A 17,656-nucleotide genomic window follows, 5' to 3' on the forward strand; every position below is an offset into this window, starting at 1 on the left:
GGTCGCTACCTGCGGGCACGGGCCTCGGCGACGGCGTACAGCGCGACCGAGGCGGCCACACCAGCGTTGAGCGACTCGAGCACGCCGGCCATCGGGATCGACAGCAGGCGGTCGCAGTTCTCCGACACCAGGCGGGACAGGCCGTCGCCCTCGGAGCCGACCACGATCACGAGCGGCCCCTTGGCGAGGTCGTCGTCGGCGGCCAGCTCCGGCAGGGTCAGGTCGCCGTCGGCGGCGAGGCCGACCACGAAGCAGCCCGCCTCCTGGTAGGCCTGGATCTGCCGGGTGAGGTTGGTGGCCTGGGCGACCGGGCAGCGCGCCGCGGCGCCGGCGGAGGTCTTCCACGCCGCTGCGGTCATCGAGGCCGCGCGCCGCTCGGGGATGACCACGCCGTGCGCGCCGAAGCCGGCGGCGCTGCGGACGATCGCGCCCAGGTTGCGCGGGTCGGTGATCGAGTCGAGCATGACGACCAGCGGGGCCTGGCCGGCCTCCTCGGCGAGGTCCAGCAGGTCGTCGGGGTGCGCGTACTCGTAGGCCGGGATGCGCGCGGCGAGACCCTGGTGCACGGCACCGTCGGTGAGCCGGTCCAGCTCGCCGCGGCTGACCTCGAGCAGGCCGACGCCCTGCTCGGCGGCGAGGCGGAAAACCTCCCGCAACCGGTTGTCGCGCTCGGCGCCCTCGGCGACGTAGACGGAGGTGACGGGCACCTTCTCGCGCAGCGCCTCGACGACCGAGTTGCGCCCGGCGATCCACTCGGCGTCGCTGCCCTTGCGGCGCGGGCCGCCACGCCCGCCCTTCTTCGCTGCCGCAGCCTTCTTGGCCTGGGCGATCTTGTGGGCCTTGTGGTACTCGCGCTCGGTCGCCTTGGGGGTCGGGCCCTTGCCCTCGAGGCCACGCTTCACGCGGCCGCCGGAGCCGGCGGTCGGCTTCTTGCTCTGCTTGCGCACCGCGCCCCTGCGCGAGGAATTGCCTGCCATGTCAGCTCACCGTCCAGGTCGGTCCGTCGGGGGTGTCGGTGACCTCGATGCCGGCCGCCTTGATCCGGTCGCGGATCGCGTCCGCCCGGGCCCAGTCCTTGTCGGCGCGCGCCTGCGCGCGCTCCTCGAGCAGGCCGGCGACGAGGGCGTCGACCGCGCGGCTCAGCCGCTCCTCGGTGTCCGAGCTGCCGGAGCCCGCCCAGGCGGGGTCGGCCGGGTGCACGCCGAGCACGTCGAGCATCGCCGCCACCGCGCCCGCCGCGACCGAGGCGTCCTCACCCGCCGCGAGCTGGCGGTTGCCCTCGCGCACGGTGTCGTAGAGGACGGCGACAGCCGCCGGCGTACCGAGGTCGTCGTCCATCGCGGCGGCGAAGGCCTCGGGCAGGTCACCGGGCTCGGCGGTGCCGGCGCGCTCGAGGAAGGCCTCGATCCGGCGGTAGCCCGCGGCGGCCTCGTCGAGGGCGTCGAAGGAGAACTCCACGTGCGAGCGGTAGTGCGCCGCGACCACGTAGAAGCGCAGCTCAGCACCGCGGTAGCGCTCGAGGATCGACGGGATGCTCAAGGTGTTGCCGAGCGACTTGCTCATCTTCTCGCCGGCGGTGGTGATCCACGCGTTGTGCATCCAGTACGACGCGAACGCGCCGCCGGCCGCACGCGACTGGGCCTGCTCGTTCTCGTGGTGCGGGAAGCGCAGGTCGACGCCGCCGCCGTGGATGTCGAAGGCCTCGCCGAGGTACTTGCCCGCCATCGCGGAGCACTCGATGTGCCAGCCGGGGCGGCCCGGGCCCCAGGGGCTCGGCCACGACGCGGTCTCCGGCTCGGAGTCCTTGCGGCCCTTCCAGAGCGCGAAGTCGCGCGGGTCCCGCTTGCCGCGCGGGTCGGCGTCGGCGGCGGGCTCCATGTCGTCGACACCCTGGTGGGTCAGCTCGCCGTACTGCGGCCAGGAACGGACGTCGAAGTAGACGTCGCCGGAGCCGTCGGCCGCCGGGTAGGCGTGGCCGCGCTCGACGAGCCGCTCGATCAGCACGATCATCTCGGGGATGTGCCCGGTGGCGGCCGGCTCGTACGTCGGCGGGGCGACGTTGAGCGCGGCGTAGGCCTTGTCGAGCTCGATCTTCATCGCGTAGGCGAGGTTGTACCAGGGGCGGCCCTGCTCGGCCGACTTGGTGAGGATCTTGTCGTCGATGTCGGTGATGTTGCGGATGAAGGTGACCTCGTAGCCGCGGTGGCGCAGCCACCGCTGGAGCACGTCGAAGTTCACCGCCGAGCGCACGTGCCCGACGTGGGGCTCGCTCTGCACCGTCAGACCACAGACGTAGAGACCCGCTTTGCCCTCCTGGAGGGGCACGAAGTCACGGACTTCGCGGGTCGCGGTGTCGTAGAGCCTGATGGTCACGCGGGCAAGTCTAGGGATCCGGGACGCCCGGCCACTCATCCCCGCGGCGCGGGCGCGCTGTCAGCAGCCGTAGCCGCCGTCGACGTCGAGCTTCTGGCCGGTGATGAAGCCCGCACGCGGGGAGGCGAGGAAGCAGACCGCCTCGGCGATGTCGGCGGCGGTGCCGAAGGTGCGCAGCGGGATGTTGCCGCGGGTGACCTCGAGGGCCCGCTCGTCCAGCTCGCCGCTGCTGATCAGCCGCTCGGCCATCCCGTCGGTCAGCATGCCCGGGCCGACCGCGTTGACCCGCACGCCGAACCGCCCCTCCTCGGCGGCGAGGCCGCGCACGATCGCCTCGACCGCGGCCTTGGGCGCCGACGAGAGACCGTCGCGGACGGGGAAGCGGGTGGTGGCAGCGGTCGTCACGGCCGTGAGGCTGCCGCGGGACTCGCGCAGGAACGGCAGGGCTGCATGGGCGACGGCGAAGAAGCCGGCGGTGTCGACGGCCAGCTGGGCAGCCATGTCGGCCGGCGGCACGCGGGAGAGGTGGACCATCGGCACGTGCGGCCCGGCGGCGTGCACGACGGTGTGGAGGCCGCCCAGCTCGGCGGCGGCGTGCCCGACCACGCGCGGCACCTCCTCGGGCTGCGCCAGGTCGAGGCCGTACGACGCCACGCCGACGTCGACCGGCCGGGACCGGTGCGTCACCGCGACCCGGGCCCCGCGCTCCTCGAGCAGCTCGGCGATCGCACGGCCGAGACCGCCCGAACCGCCCACGACCAGGGCGCCGCCGTCGCGGCCAGCGAAGTCCTGCACGGGCGCAGCCTAGGGTCTGCCCGACGCGTCGTACGGGACGTCCGGGTCAGGCCTTCGCCGAGACGCTGACGGTGTGCCAGCCGGTGGCGCCGTCGGGCAGCACGTCGGCGACGACCCCGGTCTGGGTGCTGCCGTCGTTGTCGACGGCGCGGACGCGGATCTGGTGGTCGCCCTCCTCGAGGCGCACGCTCGCTCGCCACTGCACCCAGGTGTCGACGTTCGGGGTGCTGGCCAGCTCGGCGTCTTCCCAGCCGCCGCCGTCGACCTGGACCTGGACCCGGGAGATGCCGGTGTGCTGCAGCCAGGCGCTGCCGGCACAGACGACCTCGCCGGCGGGGACCTCGGCGTTGTTGCGCGGCACGTCGATGCGGGAGGCGATCTTGACCGGCCCCTGCTCGGCCCAGCCCTTGTCGGTCCAGTAGGCGGTGATGTCGTCGAACGTCGTGACCTCGAGGTCGACGACCCACTTGGTCGCGGAGACGTAGCCGTAGAGGCCGGGGACGATCGTGCGCACCGGGAAGCCGTGCTCGATCGGCAGCGGCTCGCCGTTCATCGCGACCGCGAGCATCGCGTTGCGCTCGTCCATCAGCGCGGACAGCGGGGTGCCGCAGGTCCAGCCGTCCTCGGAGGTCTGCAGCACCGCGTCGGCGCCCTTCTGCGGCCCGGCCTCGGCGAGCAGGGCGGCGAGGCGCACGCCGCTCCACCACGCGTTGCCGACCAGGTTGCCGCCGACCGGGTTCGACACGCAGTTGAGGGTGATCCAGTCCTGGGTGAGCTCGCGGTCGAGCAGGTCGCGGTAGGTCAGCGTGATCTCGCGCTCGACCATCCCGTGGATGCGCAGCTGCCAGTCGGCGGGCGCGATGGTCGGCTTGATGAAGGCCGTGTCGATCAGGTAGAAGTCCTCGTTCGGCGTCTGCCACGGCACGACGCCGTCGACGCCGACTCCCACACCGGCCGGCACGGCGGGCGCGGTGACGCCCTCGATGCGCAGCAGCCGCCGGCTCTCCTCGGCACGGCGACGGGCGTTGCCGGCGATCCGGCCGACGAGGCCCGCCGCAGCGGCGAGCGCCGCAGCACCGCCGATCGCGACGAAGAAGTGGCGACGGGTGTGCGCAGGCTCGGTGCCCGGGTCCTCGTCGCCCTCGTCCTCGACGACCTCCCAGCCGCGCAACCACTCCGCCAGCACCGCGAGCGTCACCACCCACACCAGCAGCCCGACGACGATCGGCACGAAGTCGATCGGGGAGGGGGTCGGCTTGGTCGCGACCGCCACCACCGCCACGACCGCGAGGGCGACGTACCCGGTCACCGCCAGCCACCAGCGGCGCCGGGCGAGGCGGCCGAGGAGCGCGAAGGCGACGGCGAGGAAGAACAGGATGCCGAGGACCAGGATCTTCTTGTCGTCGCGGTCGAAGGTGTTGATCGCCCACTTCACGACCGATCCCGGCGTGAGCGCCGTGATCCCCTCGGCGACCGCGACGACCGGCGCCTCCCGCACGTGCAGCAGTGCCGCGGCGGCGTAGCTCGTCGCCAGCCCCAGCAGGCCGGCCACCAGGCCGGACAGCGCCCACCAGGCGCGGGAGGTCCTCACGACCTCGATTGTTCCTCAGGCATGATCGGGCCGTGAACACCACCGGGTTGCGCGTCGGCATCGGCTCCGACGTCCACCGCCTCGTCCCCCGCGCCGCGGACGCCCCGCCCCTCGCCCTCGGCGGCCTGCAGTGGCCCGACGAGGACGTCGTGCTGGAGGGCCACTCCGACGCCGACGTCGCCGCCCACGCGGCCTGTGACGCCCTGCTCTCGGCAGCCGGGCTGGGCGACCTCGGCAGCAACTTCGGTACGGCGGAGCCGGAGTGGGCCGGCGCCAGCGGGGCCGCACTGCTGGGCGAGACCCGGCGCCGGGTCGAGGCCGCGGGCTTCCGGGTCGTCAACGTCGCCGTGCAGGTGATCGGCAACCGGCCCAAGGTGGGCCCGCGCCGGGCCGAGGCGGAGGCTGCGCTGTCGGGCGTCGTCGGCGCCCCGGTGTCACTGTCGGCCACCACCACCGACGGGCTCGGCCTGACCGGCCGCGGCGAGGGCGTCGCTGCCATCGCCACCGCGCTGCTGTCGTCCTGAGACGGGACCTGACCGACAAATCTGTTTCCTGACCGACGAAACTTCGTCGGTCCAGCGACAGTTTCGCCGGTCGACCGGCGAATTCATCCCCTCCCGCTCCCCGCGACCCGCCCAAGGTGCGACACGCTGTCGCGGACGGCTCCGGGCGTGGCAGGGTGGGCGGCGGACCGGACCCGGCCCCTCCGGCGAGGGGTCGGCCACGACGCCGAGGAGGACCCTTCGTGCCCCAGCGTGAGGTGATCACCGAGGACAGGCTGCGCATCCACGTCACCGTGCGCGGCCGCGACGACGCGCCGGTGAACGTGCTGCTCTCGCACTGCTGGACCGCGGAGGAGTCCGACTGGCACTACCAGGTCACCGACCTGCTGGACCGCTACGGACCCGACATCCGGCTGATCACGTGGGACCACCGCGGCCACGGGCGCTCCGACCGGGCTCCCGAGCCGGCGTGCACGATCCCGCACCTGGCTCGCGACCTGGGCCTGGTCGTCGACACCTGGGCCACGGACGGGCCGCTGGTGCTCGCCGGCCACTCCGTGGGCGGGATGACGCTCACCGCGATCCCCGAGGAACGCCCGGACCTGGTGCCCCGCATCGCCGGCGCCCTGTTCGTCAGCACCAGCTGCGGCGACCTGAGCAAGGTCACCCTCGGCCTGCCGGCCGCGACCGGCCCGGTGCTGCGGGACCGGCTGCCGTTCCTGCTGGCCAACCGCTCGCGGATACTCAGCCGCAGCCGGCGCGAGCGGTTCCCGGTCATCGAGCGCCAGATCGCCAAGCGCTTCCTCTTCGGTCGCCCGGCCCGTCCGCGCGACGTCGGGCTGGTGGTGGACCAGCTGATCCACGCCTGGCCCGAGACGATGTCCGGCTTCTTCCGCGACATGATGGCCCACGACCGCGTGGGCAACCTGTCGGCGTTCGACGACGTGCCGACCACCGTGCTCGTCGGAAGTCGCGACCTGCTCACCCCGCCGGAGCACGCCGCGAAGATCGCCGAGGGCATCCGCGGGGCGCGCCTGCTGGTCGCGCCCGACGCCGGGCACTACCTGCCGTTCGAGCGGCGCGAGCTGGTCACCGACGAGCTCGTTGCGCTCGTCGACCGGGCGCTGGCGGATGCCGGGACCGAGCAGGATCCCCGGACTGGCCGGCACCGGGCCGAGGCCTGACCGACGGCCGCCGGACGGGATCAGGCGGCGGTGACCTTCCGGCCGCCGACCAGCACGACACCCTCGACCACCTTGACGTCGTACGCCGGCACGGCGACGTGGTGGTCGTCGAGGCACTGCCCGGTGCGCAGGTCGAAGGCGTGCCGGTGCGCGACCGAGGCGACGAACGGGGTGTCGCCGCGCCGACCGACGATCCCGCGGGAGATACCGCCGTGGGAGTGCCGGGCGAAGGGGTCGTGGTTGCCCAGGGCGTAGACCGCGTCGTCGGCGGTGCGGAAGATCGCGATCGCCTGGCCGTGCACGAGCGCTGTCACGCCCCGGTCGACCTCGAGCTCGGCCATGCGGCACACCGGCTGCCACTCCTCCGCCGCTGGGTGACCCGTCATGCAGCGAACGTAGGGTCCGTTCGTTCTCAGCGGCGTTTCGCCGTGTAACGAGCATGAAAACGCTTGCTCTCGCCCCGCCGCCGGCGCTCGCTAGGCTCGCCCCGTGCCGAGTCCCACCGCCGCCGTCGTCGTGCTCGCTGCAGGCAGCGGGACCCGGGTCGGCGCCCAGGTCAACAAGGTCCTCCTCCCCCTGCACGGGGTGCCGCTGCTCGGGTGGTCGGTGCGCACCGCGCTCGAGGTGCCCGGCGTCGACCCCGTCGTGGTCGTGTGCCGCCCGGGCGAGCGCGGGCAGGTCGGCGCCGCGCTGCAGCCGCTGGTCGGCGAGCGTGAGGTGCTGCTGATCGACGGCGGCGCGACCCGGCAGGCCTCCGAGCAGGCGGCGCTCGACCTGCTCGCGCCCCGCGTCGCCGACGGCAGCGTCGACGTGGTCGCGATCCACGACGGTGCACGCCCACTGGCCGGCGTCGATCTCTTTGAGGAGACCATCGCCGCGGCCCGCGAGCACGGCGGCGCGGTGCCCGCCTTCGACCTGCCCGGCCTGCTCCCCCGCTCCGCGAGCGAGGTGCCCGCGCCGGGTGGTCCCGGCACCCGGCTGGCCGGGGTGCAGACCCCGCAGGCGTTCCGGGCGGCACCGCTGCTGGTCGCGTACGCCGCGGCCGCGGAGGCCGGTTTCGACGGCACCGACACCGCGGCCGCGTTCGCGGAGTTCGCAGCGGGTGGCGACCTGTCGATCCACGCCGTGCCGTCGAGCGCGCGCAACCTCAAGGTCACCTGGGCCGAGGACCTGCGGGTCGCCGAGCGGCTGCTCGGCTAGCCTCGACCACCCGCCTGCGGGCGCCGGGGTCAGCGGGGGTCGGTCAGCGCCTCGAGCACGGCGATGTCGTCGGGCGACCCCACCCGGCGCGCCTCGGCAGGCGCGTCCACGAGGGCGACCCGGTCGTCGCCGTACCGCTCGCGCAGCGCGGCGACGAGCTCGACGAAGTCCGTGGACGGCAGGCTGCCGCCGTCGCCGAAGAGGTCGCGCACGACCGAGGGCGGCAGGACCACCGGGGAGCAGACCGCGACCAGACCGTCCCGGTCGACGGTGGCCCCGACCGTCGCGGCCCCGGCGGCACCGGTGACCTCCTTGACGGTGTCGGTCACCGGGCGGACCCCGACGACCACGACGTCGTCGACGGCAGCACGGTCGGCGCAGGAGGCGATGAAGGGCGGCGGAGTGGCCGGGCAGAGCGGGTCGTGCAGCACGAGCGCCTCGCCGCGCTCGGCCACGACGGAGAGCGCGACGGTGAGGTCGACCAGGTCGACCCCGGCCTCGCCGGCCGCCCAGGCGGCGGCCGCGACGAGGGACTCGCCGTGGATCAGGTGGAAGGGCAGGGCACCACGGCCCTCCTCGACCACGATCCCGGAGACCGGGGCGGAAATGTCGACGGCGTCATACGGGTGCGGGTTCATCGGAACCCACCGTATGACGCCGTCGCAGCTGTGACGCTGTCAGGAGGTGGAGCGGAGCCTCAGCTCGCCAGCACCTCGTCGAGGATGGTCTCGGCCTTGTCCTCGTTGGTGTTCTCGCACAGGGCGAGCTCGGAGACCAGGATCTGGCGAGCCTTGGCGAGCATCCGCTTCTCGCCGGCCGACAGCCCGCGGTCGCGCTCGCGGCGCCACAGGTCGCGCACGACCTCGGCCACCTTCATGACGTCGCCACTGTGGAGCTTCTCGAGGTTCGCCTTGTAGCGCCTCGACCAGTTGGTCGGCTCCTCGACGTGCTCCGCACGGAGCACCCCGAAGACCCTGTCCAGCCCGTCCTTGTCCACGACATCCCGAACACCCACGAGATCGAGGTTGTCGGCCGGCACACGGACCACGAGGTCCTGCTGGGCGACAATCCGAAGCACGAGGTACTGCCGTTCCTGGCCCTTGATCGTCCGCATCTCGATGTTCTCGATGACCGCGGCCCCGTGATTGGGGTAGACGACCGTTTCGCCGACGGTGAAAGTCATATGAGCAAAACCCCTTCCTAGGGCACCTATCCTACCACGTCCCGACGGCTCACCAGAAAGCGTTTGCGCAGGTCAGCGGGGCAATCGGGGTGGTGACGGTGGCTTGACAACAGGGGTCAGGTGTGTTTCCCGCGCGCGGTCGGACCTGTGGGCCACGTCACCCGGAGGGGGCGGAGCCTGCCCCCGGCTCCCCCGGCCGCCATACCCGTGTGGGATCCGGGCGCCGGGCACGCCCGATCGGCGGGCCCGCACCGTCGGACAGGGCGCGTGGTCAATACTGGCCGCCATGGCACGGATGCAGCGCTGGCGGCGCAGTCGCCCTGCCGGGGAGGGAACCGGCTCGGAGGAGCAGGTCGAGGAGACCCCGGACGAGCAGCTCGACCACCCCGGCGGCCTCGGCGACCTCGGCGACCTCGCGGAGACCGCGCAGACCGGCGAGGCCGGGGAGGCCGGTGCGAGTGCCGACGTCCTCGTCGAGGCGCCGACCGAGGACGCTGCCGACGAGGACCTCGCCGAGGCGGCCGAGCCCGTCGAGCCGGCCGAGGACCTCTCCCCGGGCACGGACGAGGACGACCCCGAGCTCGCGGCCGAGGTCGACGCCGAGCTGTCCGACGAGGACGCCGACCTCCAGGGCCTCGAGGGCGACGTGCTGGACGAGGAGGCCGGGACCGGGGAGACGGACGCACTGCCGCCGCTGCCGAGCGCCAGCGAGGGCGGCCTCGGCAACCTGCTCGCCGTCCAGCTCCTCCAGGCCGCCCACGCCAAGCAGGCCATCACGACCGCACTGGTCATGGGCCTGGCCGCTGCCGTCGCCGGCCGCCCGGCGCGCGAGACCGCCGTCGTGCTGCTCACCGTGCTCGTCGGCCAGACGATCCTCGGCTGGCACAACGACATCGTCGACCGGCAGCGCGACCAGGCGCACGGCCTGACCGGCAAGCCGGTCGCCATGGGCCGGCTCTCGACCGACACCCTCTGGTACAGCCTGTTCGTCGCCGCGCTGCTGCTGGTGCCGCTGGCGATCACCACCGGCATCAAGGCCGGCTGCCTCTACCTCGCATCAGTCGCCGTCGGCCTGCTGGGCAACGTCATCCTGCGCACCGGCTTCTTCTCGTGGTGGTCGTGGGCGGTGTCCTTCGCACTGCTGCCCGCCTACCTGTCGTACGGCGGCTGGGGCGGCCAGGCCGAGGGCAGCCCGCCCGAGCCGGTCATCGTCGCGCTCGCCGCCCTGCTGGGCATCGGCGTGCACTTCATGCGGGCCGTGTGGGGCCTGGTCGCCGACCACGAGGACGGCTGGACCTACCTCCCGCTCAAGCTCGGGCTGAAGCTCGGCGCGACGCGACTGCTGGCGCTCTCGACGGTCTACACGGTCGTCGTCGTGATCCTGATCGTGGTGATGGGCGCCAAGGTCGGGCTCAGCCAGTAGCCCGGGCGCAGCCCAGAACCGGAGGCTGGGCGGAGGTCCGCCACCCGGGAACGCTAGAGTGTGGCCGCTCCCGCGGTGCGTCCGCGGGCGCGCCCACCCGGTTCCACCGGCCGCCCGGCGGCCGACCACGACAGACCAGCGGAGGCCTGCCGACATGCCCCACCTGCGCCCGACTGCGATCGCCGGACTGCTGCTGGCCCTCGTGCCCGCGGCCGCGACGCTCACGTCCTGCGGCTTCGACTACCCCACCGACCGGGTGAACACCATCGGCGCCGGCGACAACGACCGCGACCAGTCCGTCGACGCGCTCGGCATCCGGGTGCTCGCGACCGCGAAGGGCGAGGGCCGCCTCATCGGCTCGCTGGCCAACAACCTCGAGGACGCCGCGACCCTCGACAGCGTCGCCTCCCCCGAGGGCCAGGCCCAGGCCGCGTCCTTCGAGAAGGTCGAGGTGCCGGGCCGCGGCACGGTCAACCTGGCGAACATCGACGCGATCGAGCTGACCGGTGACTTCACCGCCGGCGACGTCCTCCCGCTCGAGCTCACCTTCAGCACCGGCGAGACCGCCAGCGTCGACGCCCCCGTGGTGAAGGCCTGCTACCAGTACACGCAGGTCCCGACCCCGACCCCGAGCACCACCACCGAGGAGGAGCCGGCCGCGGACGAGTCCCCCGCCGGTGAGGCCGCCGAGGCCGCCGCCGACGAGGAGGGCCACGACGAGGGCCACGGTGACGGCGAGGACGCCACCTTCAACTGCGCCGAGGACGCCCCCTCGCCGGAGGGCGGCCACTGATGACGTACACCCTCGTCCTGCTCCGCCACGGCGAGAGCGAGTGGAACGCGAAGAACCTGTTCACCGGCTGGGTCGACGTCGCGCTGACCGAGAAGGGCCGCGCCGAGGCAGCGCGCGGCGGCGAGCTGCTCAAGGAGGCCGGCCTCCTCCCGGACGTCGTGCACACCTCGCTGCAGCGCCGGGCGATCAACACCGCCGCGATCGCGCTCGACACCGCCGACCGCCACTGGATCCCGGTGCGCCGGTCCTGGCGCCTCAACGAGCGCCACTACGGCGCCCTGCAGGGCAAGGACAAGAAGCAGACGCTCGAGCAGTACGGCGAGGAGCAGTTCATGCTCTGGCGCCGGTCGTTCGACACCCCGCCGCCGCCGCTCGACGACGACAGCGAGTACTCCCAGGCCGGTGACCCGCGCTACGCCGACCTCGGCGAGGAGATGCCGCGCACCGAGTGCCTGAAGGACGTCATCGCCCGACTGCTCCCCTACTGGGACGCAGGCATCGTGCCGGACCTGCGCGCCGGCCACACCGTCCTCGTCGCCGCCCACGGCAACAGCCTGCGCGCGATCGTCAAGCACCTCGACCAGATCAGCGACACCGACATCGCCGGCCTGAACATCCCCACCGGGATGCCGCTGGTCTACGAGCTCGACGAGGACACGCTGGCCCCCACCGTCCCCGGTGGCCGCTACCTCGACCCGGAGGCCGCCGCGGCCGCCGCAGCCGCGGTCGCCAACCAGGGCCGGTGACCGGCGGGACGTCACACGCGTCCCACCAGTCACGAGTTTCACCACCTAGGTGGTGATTCCCCGCCCCGGTGGGCCTGATTTCGTGTGCCCAGTCGGAGTTTCACCACCTAGGTGGTGAATCCCCTTCACCGGCCCACCCCGAGCCGAACTTGCTGACGTCTCCTCGCGCTTGTCGGCCGTTGCAACCGTCATCAAGCGCAGGAATCCCCGCTCAGGCGGGGATTCCTACGCCGCCGGCGCCGGGTGCTGCCCGGTCACCACGAACACCACCCGGTTGGCGACGGACACCGCGTGGTCGGCGATCCGCTCGTAGTACCGCCCCAGCAGGGCGAGGTCGACCGCCGCCTCGACGCCGTGGGACCAGTCGTCGCCGAGCAGCTCGGTGAAGCTGCGGCGGCGCAGCTGGTCCATCTCCTCGTCGTCGCGGCCGAGCGCGATCGCGGCCTCGACGTCGCGGGTGGTGATCACGTCGCTGACCCGGGCAACCATGTCCTGGGCGACCTCGGCCATCTGCTCCATCGTCGGGCGGACCTCGGCGGGCACCGCGACCTCGGGGACGCGCAGGCGGGCGATCTTCGCGACGTGCACCGAGAGGTCGCCCATCCGCTCGAGCTCGGCGACCATCCGCAGCGCGGCCACGATGGTGCGCAGGTCGCCGGCGACGGGCTGCTGCAGCGACAGCAGGCTGAACGCGCGCTCCTCGACCTGCTCGCGGGCGCGGTCGATGGCGGCGTCGCCGCTGATGACCCGCTCCGCGACGGCCGCGTCGCCGGTGAGCAGGGCGCGGCTGGCGTCGCGGACGGCGGTCCGCACGCTGCGGCTGATGGCTGCCAGGTCGGCGAAGACGGACTCGAGCTCCTCGGTGTACGCATCACGCATGCGGCGGACGGTACGAGCCGCAGGTGTACGCGCGGCGGCGCCCGGTGAACGCGGGGTGAACATCGCGCGGCGGGTCGTTCCCGCTGCCCGGACGGGCCGGCGTGCCGCCGTACGATCGAGCCGTGGACGCGACGACCCAGGCCGTGCTGGCCGCGCTCCTCGGCGGCGTCGTGGCCGCCGGCGCCATGCTCGCGTGGCACCTCAGCGACCGGCAGCAGCACCGCTACCGCGCCCCGGAGGAGCCGGTCGTGCCCGACGGCGTCGCCGCCGTGCTGTCGGTGCTGCGCAGCAGCGCGGTCGTCGTCGACGAGTCCGACACCGTCCTCAAGGCGTCCGCCCCGGCGTTCGCGATGGGCTTCGTGCGGGGCACGACCCTGCTGTCCGACGAGCTGGGCGAGCTGATCCGGCAGGTACGCCGCGACGGCGAGATCCGCGAGACCGAGCTGATCGTGCCGCGCCCGGCCGGCAGCCCACGGCACGTGACCGCGCGGGTCGCGCCGCTGGGCACGCGGCTGGTGCTGGCCTTGGTCGAGGACCGCACCCGCGAGCGGCAGGTGGAGGAGGTCCGCCGCGACTTCGTCGCCAACGTCAGCCACGAGCTCAAGACCCCCGTCGGCGCGATCCACCTGCTCGCCGAGGCGGTGGACGGGGCGGCCGACGACCCGGAGGCGGTACGACGCTTCGCCGCCCGCATGATCACCGAGAGCGACCGCCTCTCCCGGCTCGTGCAGCAGATCATCGAGCTGTCCCGGCTGCAGGGCGACGAGCCCCTCGACTCGCCCGCACCGGTGTCGATCGACTCCGTCGTCGCCACCGCCGTCGACGTCGTCTCGACGACCGCGGCGAGCAAGGAGATCGCGGTGGTCGCGGAGGGCGAGCACGGCCTGACGGTGCTCGGCAGCGAGAAGCAGGTCGCCGCCGCCGTCAGCAACCTCGTCTCCAACGCCGTCACCTACTCCGAGCCCGGCTCCCGGGTGGTGGTGACCCGTCGCACCGCCGGCGACATGGTCGAGGTCTCCGTCGTCGACCAGGGCATCGGCATCCCCGAGCAGGAGGTCGAGCGGATCTTCGAGCGCTTCTACCGCGTCGACCCCGCCCGGCACCGCTCCACCGGCGGAACCGGCCTCGGCCTGTCGATCGTCAAGCACGTCGCCGCCACGCACGGCGGCGAGGTGCGCGTCTGGTCGGTCGAGGGCCAGGGCTCCACCTTCACCCTCGCGCTGCCGCGCCGCCCGGACCCGGCCGCCCGCCCCGGCGGCGAGGTCGCCGACACTGTCCCTGCCACCCCAGCCAGCCCTGCCACCCCTGCCACCCCTGCCGCCCCCGTCCAGCCCCACCTCCAGGAGGAACGCCCGTGACACGGGTTCTTGTCGTCGAGGACGAAGAGAGCTACAGCGACGCCCTCGCCTACCTGCTGCGCAAGGAGGGCTTCGAGGTCGCGATCGCGGCCGACGGCAACGCGGCGCTGAAGGAGTTCGACCGCAACGGCGCCGACATCCTGCTGCTCGACCTCATGCTGCCCGGCATCCCCGGCACCGAGGTCTGCCGCACCATCCGGCAGACCTCCAACGTCCCGGTGATCATGGTCAGCGCCAAGGACGACGAGATCGACAAGGTGGTCGGCCTCGAGCTGGGCGCCGACGACTACGTCACCAAGCCGTACTCCCCGCGCGAGCTGGTCGCGAGGATCCGCGCCGTGCTGCGCCGCGGAGCCGGTGAGGAGGCACAGCCGGACACCCTCGAGGGCGGGCCGGTGCGGATGGACGTCGAGCGGCACGTGGTGACCGTCGACGGCGTCGAGCAGAAGCTGCCGCTCAAGGAGTTCGAGCTGCTCGAGATGTTCCTGCGCAACCCCGGCCGGGTCCTCACCCGCGGGCAGCTGATCGACCGGGTGTGGGGTGCCGACTACGTCGGCGACACCAAGACCCTCGACGTGCACGTGAAGCGGCTGCGGGCCAAGCTCGAGCCCGAGCCGAGCGAGCCGCGGTACCTGGTGACCGTGCGCGGGCTGGGCTACAAGCTCGACGTCTGACCCGACGCCGGGTTCGCCCCGCCGGCCTCCTCCGCGCGCCCAGGTGGTCGGCCCGGCCCGGCAGGGTCCGGAGCAGCCAGGTCGACCGGGCACTCGGCCTCGAGCGCGACGTCGGCGGCCGGGTCGGCACTCGCGGCCGTCGTACCGTCGGCGGCGCCGCGGCCCCCGGCCGCGACGAAGCAGCCGACGAGGATGAGCGGGAAGCCGACGAGCATGCCGGCGGTGACCGCCTCGTCGAGAAGCAGCACACCGAGCACGATCGCGACGGCGGGGTTGACGTAGGTGATGATCGTCGAGCGCGTCGGCCCGGCTTCCCTGATCAGCTCGAGGAAGACGACGAAGGCCACCGCGGTGCACAGCAGCCCGAGCACGGCGATGCTCCCCCACGCCTCGCCGGGCAACCCCGTCGGCGCGTCGACCACGCCGAACGGCAGGTAGACGAGGGCGGTGAGCGTGAGCGCGCAGGCCATCACGCCCAGTCCGGGCACGTCGGCGAGCCAGCGGGTCAGCACGAGCGGCCCGGCGGCGTAGCAGACCGCGACGGCCAGCATCTCCGCGACAGCGAACAGGTCGACGTGGTCGAGGTCGAGACCGACCAGGCAGGCGACGCCGGCGAACCCGAGCACCAGCCCCGCGGCCTGGGAGCGGCTGAACCGCTCGGCGTGGGTGGTGACGAGGAAGGCGAGCGCCCCGAAGAGGGGGACGGCGGCGACCAGCAGCCCCGCCAGCGACGAGGAGATGCGCTGCTCCGCGTGCCCGAGCAGCACCCATGGCACCATGATCTCGATGGCCGCGAACAAGGCGAGCGGTCGCCACCGCGCGAGCACCGGCGCGACCTCGCGGCGGGCGAGGGCGAGCGGCAGCAGCACCAGGGCCGCGAGCGCCGTGCGCAGGAAGACGAGGGACGCCGGTGACACGTGCTCGACCGCGATCCGGATGAACAGGTAGGGCAGCCCCCAGATCAGGCACATCGCCAGGAACAGCGACCATCCGCGCTTCGTCACCCGGCCAATCTAGGGACGCCCACCGACACCGGCCGCGCGGGTTCCGCACACCGCCCCGCGCGTGATCCGACCCTGTGCACGACCCGCCCGCTGACCCGGTCTGCGGACAGCTCCTGGCTCCCGGCGCGGTAGTCCCGGGTCACAAGCACCGCGACACGCCGTTCAAGGGTGCTCTTGACCCGGGACTATCCCAGCCGGCCGCCCCTCGACCGGCCCCGCGGACGGGTCCGGAGAGAGGGCCGGGGAAAGGTCCGGTGGCGGATGTCGAGGATGCCGGGGTGGCTCCGTCTCCCGGGTGAAGGCGGCAAGATGGCCGTCTCGGAACAAGGAGACAGACCATGGCGAAGTACCTCCTGCTCAAGCACTACCGGCGCACCAGCGGGCCGGAGAACGTGCCGGGCACCGACCTGCCGATCGACCAGTGGGCGCCGGAGGACGTGGACGCGCACGTGCGGTTCATGCAGGACTGGGCCGAGCAGATGCGGGAGCGCGGCGAGTTCGTCGACGCGCAGGCGCTGGCGCCCGAGGGCACCTTCGTGCGGTACGACGGTGAGGGGCGCCCGCCGGTGACCGACGGCCCGTTCCCGGAGGCCAAGGAGCTCATCGCCGGCTGGATGGTCATCGACGTCGACACCCCCGAGCGTGCCCACGAGGCGGCAGCGTCGCTCTCCGCGGCGCCCGGCCCCGGCGGGCGGCCGATCCACGAGTGGATCGAGGTGCGCCCCTTCCTGGGCGAGCCGCCGGTCGTCACCGAGTGACCGGGCGACCTGGGCGACCGGGGCGGGGCCGGTGGTGGACGTGCACGGCGACGGGTTCGCGGACCTGCTGCGCGAGCTCGGGCCGCAGGTCCTCGGTGTCCTCGTCCGCCGCGGTGGCGACTTCGCAGCGGCCGAGGACGCCGTGCAGGAGGCCCTCCTCGAGGCGGTACGACGGTGGCCGGACGACCCGCCCCACGAGCCCCGCTCGTGGCTGCTCACCGTGGCCCGTCGCAAGCTCGTCGACGAGGTGCGCTCGGCGACTGCCCGGCAACGCCGGGAGGAGCGCGTCCAGCGCGAGCCCGCCCCGGGGCCGACCGAGCAGGCCGACGACACGCTGCTGCTCCTGAGCCGCTGCTGCCACCCGGCGCTGAGCCCCGCGTCGGCGGTGGCGCTCACGCTGCGGGCGGTCGGCGGCCTCACCACCCGGCAGGTCGCGCAGGCGTTCCTGGTGCCGGAGGCGACGATGGCCCAGCGCATCTCCCGCGCGAAGCGCACGGTGTCGGGCCAGCGCTTCGACCAGCCCGGGGACGTCCGCGCGGTGCTGCGGGTGCTCTACCTGATCTTCAACGAGGGCTTCACCGGCGAGGTCGATCTCGCCGAGGAGGCGATCCGGCTGACCCGGCAGCTCGCGGCGGCGACCGACGACCCGGAGGTCGACGGCCTGCTCGCGCTGATGCTGCTGCACCACGCGCGCCGGCGCGCGCGTCGTACCCCCACCGGCGACCTGGTCCCGCTCGCCGAGCAGGACCGGTCGCTGTGGGACACCGCGCTCATCGCCGAGGGGGTGGACCTGCTGCAGGGTGCGCTGGCCCGCGACCGGATGGGCGAGTACCAGGCCCAGGCGGCGATCGCCGCGCTCCACGACGACGCCGCCACCGCCGAGGAGACCGACTGGGTCCAGGTCGTGGAGTGGTACGACGAGCTGGTGCGCCTCGCGCCGAGCCCGGTGGTGCTGCTGAACCGGGCCGTCGCGGTCGGCGCCGCGGACGGCCCGCTGGCCGGGCTGCGGGAGCTCGAGCAGGTCCCCGACGACGTCCCGCGCCGGGAGGCGGCCGCAGCGTGGTTGCACGAGCAGGTGGGCGAGCGCGAGGAGGCGGCGCGGCTCTACGCCGTCGCGGCCGCGCGGGCGACCAGCACGGCCGAGCGCGACCACCTCACCCGGCAGGCGGCACGGCTGCGCCACCCGTGACGA

Annotated in this window: 19 protein-coding genes; 10 read left to right on the forward strand and 9 right to left on the reverse strand. The window is 73.5% G+C overall.

The window, feature by feature from the left end; genetic code table 11:
- Window positions 1-5: 5 nt before the first annotated feature.
- From rlmB to NOCJ54_RS0105105, 4 genes are read right to left on the reverse strand one after another with little or no spacing between them, the layout of a single operon-like run.
- Window positions 6-977: a 23S rRNA (guanosine(2251)-2'-O)-methyltransferase RlmB gene (gene rlmB / locus NOCJ54_RS0105090; RefSeq protein WP_028654634.1), complete on the reverse strand. Its 972-nt coding sequence runs from the start codon at window positions 975-977 to the stop codon at window positions 6-8.
- Window position 978: 1 nt separating this feature from the next.
- Window positions 979-2,373 carry a cysteine--tRNA ligase gene (gene cysS / locus NOCJ54_RS0105095; RefSeq protein WP_028654635.1) on the reverse strand — a complete coding sequence of 465 codons (1,395 nt, stop codon included), beginning with the start codon at window positions 2,371-2,373 and terminating at the stop codon, window positions 979-981.
- A gap of 60 nt (window positions 2,374-2,433) precedes the next feature.
- On the reverse strand, window positions 2,434-3,168 hold the full coding sequence (locus NOCJ54_RS0105100; RefSeq protein WP_028654636.1) for an SDR family NAD(P)-dependent oxidoreductase: 735 nt from the start codon (window positions 3,166-3,168) through the stop codon (window positions 2,434-2,436).
- Between the two features lie 46 nt (window positions 3,169-3,214).
- Window positions 3,215-4,759: a molybdopterin-dependent oxidoreductase gene (locus NOCJ54_RS0105105; RefSeq protein ID WP_028654637.1), complete on the reverse strand. Its 1,545-nt coding sequence runs from the start codon at window positions 4,757-4,759 to the stop codon at window positions 3,215-3,217.
- A gap of 32 nt (window positions 4,760-4,791) precedes the next feature.
- Here NOCJ54_RS0105105 and ispF point away from each other — a divergent pair, with 32 nt between their 5' ends.
- Window positions 4,792-5,283 (forward strand): 2-C-methyl-D-erythritol 2,4-cyclodiphosphate synthase, encoded by a 492-nt coding sequence (ispF, locus tag NOCJ54_RS0105110; RefSeq protein WP_232221679.1) that lies wholly within the window; start codon window positions 4,792-4,794, stop codon window positions 5,281-5,283.
- A 221-nt stretch (window positions 5,284-5,504) separates the two neighbouring features.
- Window positions 5,505-6,446 carry an alpha/beta fold hydrolase gene (locus tag NOCJ54_RS23915; RefSeq protein WP_051485487.1) on the forward strand — a complete coding sequence of 314 codons (942 nt, stop codon included), beginning with the start codon at window positions 5,505-5,507 and terminating at the stop codon, window positions 6,444-6,446.
- Window positions 6,447-6,466: 20 nt separating this feature from the next.
- Here the strand turns inward: NOCJ54_RS23915 and nirD are convergent, their stop codons facing one another.
- Window positions 6,467-6,832, reverse strand: a complete 366-nt coding sequence (gene nirD / locus NOCJ54_RS0105120) for a nitrite reductase small subunit NirD (RefSeq protein WP_028654639.1) — start codon at window positions 6,830-6,832, stop codon at window positions 6,467-6,469.
- Between the two features lie 103 nt (window positions 6,833-6,935).
- On the opposite strand from nirD, the gene NOCJ54_RS0105125 reads away from it, so the two are divergent.
- Entirely contained in the window at window positions 6,936-7,646 is a 711-nt protein-coding gene (locus tag NOCJ54_RS0105125; RefSeq protein WP_051485488.1) for an IspD/TarI family cytidylyltransferase, read from the forward strand.
- Window positions 7,647-7,675: 29 nt separating this feature from the next.
- Here the strand turns inward: NOCJ54_RS0105125 and NOCJ54_RS0105130 are convergent, their stop codons facing one another.
- On the reverse strand, window positions 7,676-8,284 hold the full coding sequence (locus NOCJ54_RS0105130) for a 2-C-methyl-D-erythritol 4-phosphate cytidylyltransferase (protein WP_028654641.1): 609 nt from the start codon (window positions 8,282-8,284) through the stop codon (window positions 7,676-7,678).
- Between the two features lie 59 nt (window positions 8,285-8,343).
- Window positions 8,344-8,829: a CarD family transcriptional regulator gene (locus NOCJ54_RS0105135; RefSeq protein ID WP_028654642.1), complete on the reverse strand. Its 486-nt coding sequence runs from the start codon at window positions 8,827-8,829 to the stop codon at window positions 8,344-8,346.
- A gap of 286 nt (window positions 8,830-9,115) precedes the next feature.
- Here NOCJ54_RS0105135 and NOCJ54_RS23920 point away from each other — a divergent pair, with 286 nt between their 5' ends.
- From NOCJ54_RS23920 to NOCJ54_RS0105150, 3 genes are all read left to right on the forward strand, one after another.
- Window positions 9,116-10,252 (forward strand): UbiA family prenyltransferase, encoded by a 1,137-nt coding sequence (locus NOCJ54_RS23920; RefSeq protein WP_232221680.1) that lies wholly within the window; start codon window positions 9,116-9,118, stop codon window positions 10,250-10,252.
- Between the two features lie 154 nt (window positions 10,253-10,406).
- Window positions 10,407-11,045: a hypothetical protein gene (locus NOCJ54_RS0105145; protein ID WP_028654643.1), complete on the forward strand. Its 639-nt coding sequence runs from the start codon at window positions 10,407-10,409 to the stop codon at window positions 11,043-11,045.
- Entirely contained in the window at window positions 11,045-11,791 is a 747-nt protein-coding gene (locus tag NOCJ54_RS0105150) for a phosphoglyceromutase (RefSeq protein WP_028654644.1), read from the forward strand. The genes NOCJ54_RS0105145 and NOCJ54_RS0105150 overlap by 1 nt, the downstream gene beginning before the upstream one ends.
- A gap of 225 nt (window positions 11,792-12,016) precedes the next feature.
- Here the strand turns inward: NOCJ54_RS0105150 and phoU are convergent, their stop codons facing one another.
- Window positions 12,017-12,670, reverse strand: coding sequence for a phosphate signaling complex protein PhoU (gene phoU / locus NOCJ54_RS0105155; RefSeq protein WP_028654645.1), 654 nt, complete (start codon window positions 12,668-12,670; stop codon window positions 12,017-12,019).
- A gap of 122 nt (window positions 12,671-12,792) precedes the next feature.
- Between phoU and NOCJ54_RS23925 the strand changes: the two genes are divergently transcribed.
- Window positions 12,793-14,028, forward strand: coding sequence for a sensor histidine kinase (locus tag NOCJ54_RS23925; RefSeq protein WP_036516925.1), 1,236 nt, complete (start codon window positions 12,793-12,795; stop codon window positions 14,026-14,028).
- On the forward strand, window positions 14,025-14,702 hold the full coding sequence (locus tag NOCJ54_RS0105165; RefSeq protein ID WP_028654646.1) for a response regulator transcription factor: 678 nt from the start codon (window positions 14,025-14,027) through the stop codon (window positions 14,700-14,702). Before NOCJ54_RS23925 ends, NOCJ54_RS0105165 begins: the two co-directional genes overlap by 4 nt.
- Here NOCJ54_RS0105165 and NOCJ54_RS23930 read toward each other — a convergent pair.
- Window positions 14,684-15,706: a DMT family transporter gene (locus tag NOCJ54_RS23930; protein ID WP_084254926.1), complete on the reverse strand. Its 1,023-nt coding sequence runs from the start codon at window positions 15,704-15,706 to the stop codon at window positions 14,684-14,686. The genes NOCJ54_RS0105165 and NOCJ54_RS23930 overlap by 19 nt on opposite strands.
- Window positions 15,707-16,044: 338 nt before the next feature.
- Between NOCJ54_RS23930 and NOCJ54_RS0105175 the strand changes: the two genes are divergently transcribed.
- Both NOCJ54_RS0105175 and NOCJ54_RS0105180 read left to right on the forward strand, forming a co-directional pair.
- Window positions 16,045-16,464, forward strand: coding sequence for a YciI family protein (locus NOCJ54_RS0105175; RefSeq protein ID WP_028654647.1), 420 nt, complete (start codon window positions 16,045-16,047; stop codon window positions 16,462-16,464).
- A gap of 31 nt (window positions 16,465-16,495) precedes the next feature.
- Window positions 16,496-17,653: an RNA polymerase sigma factor gene (locus tag NOCJ54_RS0105180; RefSeq protein WP_028654648.1), complete on the forward strand. Its 1,158-nt coding sequence runs from the start codon at window positions 16,496-16,498 to the stop codon at window positions 17,651-17,653.
- Window positions 17,654-17,656 lie beyond the last annotated feature (3 nt).

The sequence above is a fragment of the Nocardioides sp. J54 genome, from assembly GCF_000519005.1.
GTDB lineage: Bacteria > Actinomycetota > Actinomycetes > Propionibacteriales > Nocardioidaceae > Nocardioides.

Coding starts and splice junctions, on each gene's coding strand:
- phoU (WP_028654645.1), bottom strand. CDS start 12,670: ATGCGTGATGCGTACACCGAGGAGCTCGAGTCCGTCTTCGCCGACCTG.
- NOCJ54_RS23920 (WP_232221680.1), top strand. CDS start 9,116: ATGGCACGGATGCAGCGCTGGCGGCGCAGTCGCCCTGCCGGGGAGGGA.
- NOCJ54_RS0105130 (WP_028654641.1), bottom strand. CDS start 8,284: ATGAACCCGCACCCGTATGACGCCGTCGACATTTCCGCCCCGGTCTCC.
- rlmB (WP_028654634.1), bottom strand. CDS start 977: ATGGCAGGCAATTCCTCGCGCAGGGGCGCGGTGCGCAAGCAGAGCAAG.
- NOCJ54_RS0105135 (WP_028654642.1), bottom strand. CDS start 8,829: ATGACTTTCACCGTCGGCGAAACGGTCGTCTACCCCAATCACGGGGCC.
- NOCJ54_RS0105145 (WP_028654643.1), top strand. CDS start 10,407: ATGCCCCACCTGCGCCCGACTGCGATCGCCGGACTGCTGCTGGCCCTC.
- NOCJ54_RS0105175 (WP_028654647.1), top strand. CDS start 16,045: ATGGCGAAGTACCTCCTGCTCAAGCACTACCGGCGCACCAGCGGGCCG.
- nirD (WP_028654639.1), bottom strand. CDS start 6,832: ATGACGGGTCACCCAGCGGCGGAGGAGTGGCAGCCGGTGTGCCGCATG.
- NOCJ54_RS0105150 (WP_028654644.1), top strand. CDS start 11,045: ATGACGTACACCCTCGTCCTGCTCCGCCACGGCGAGAGCGAGTGGAAC.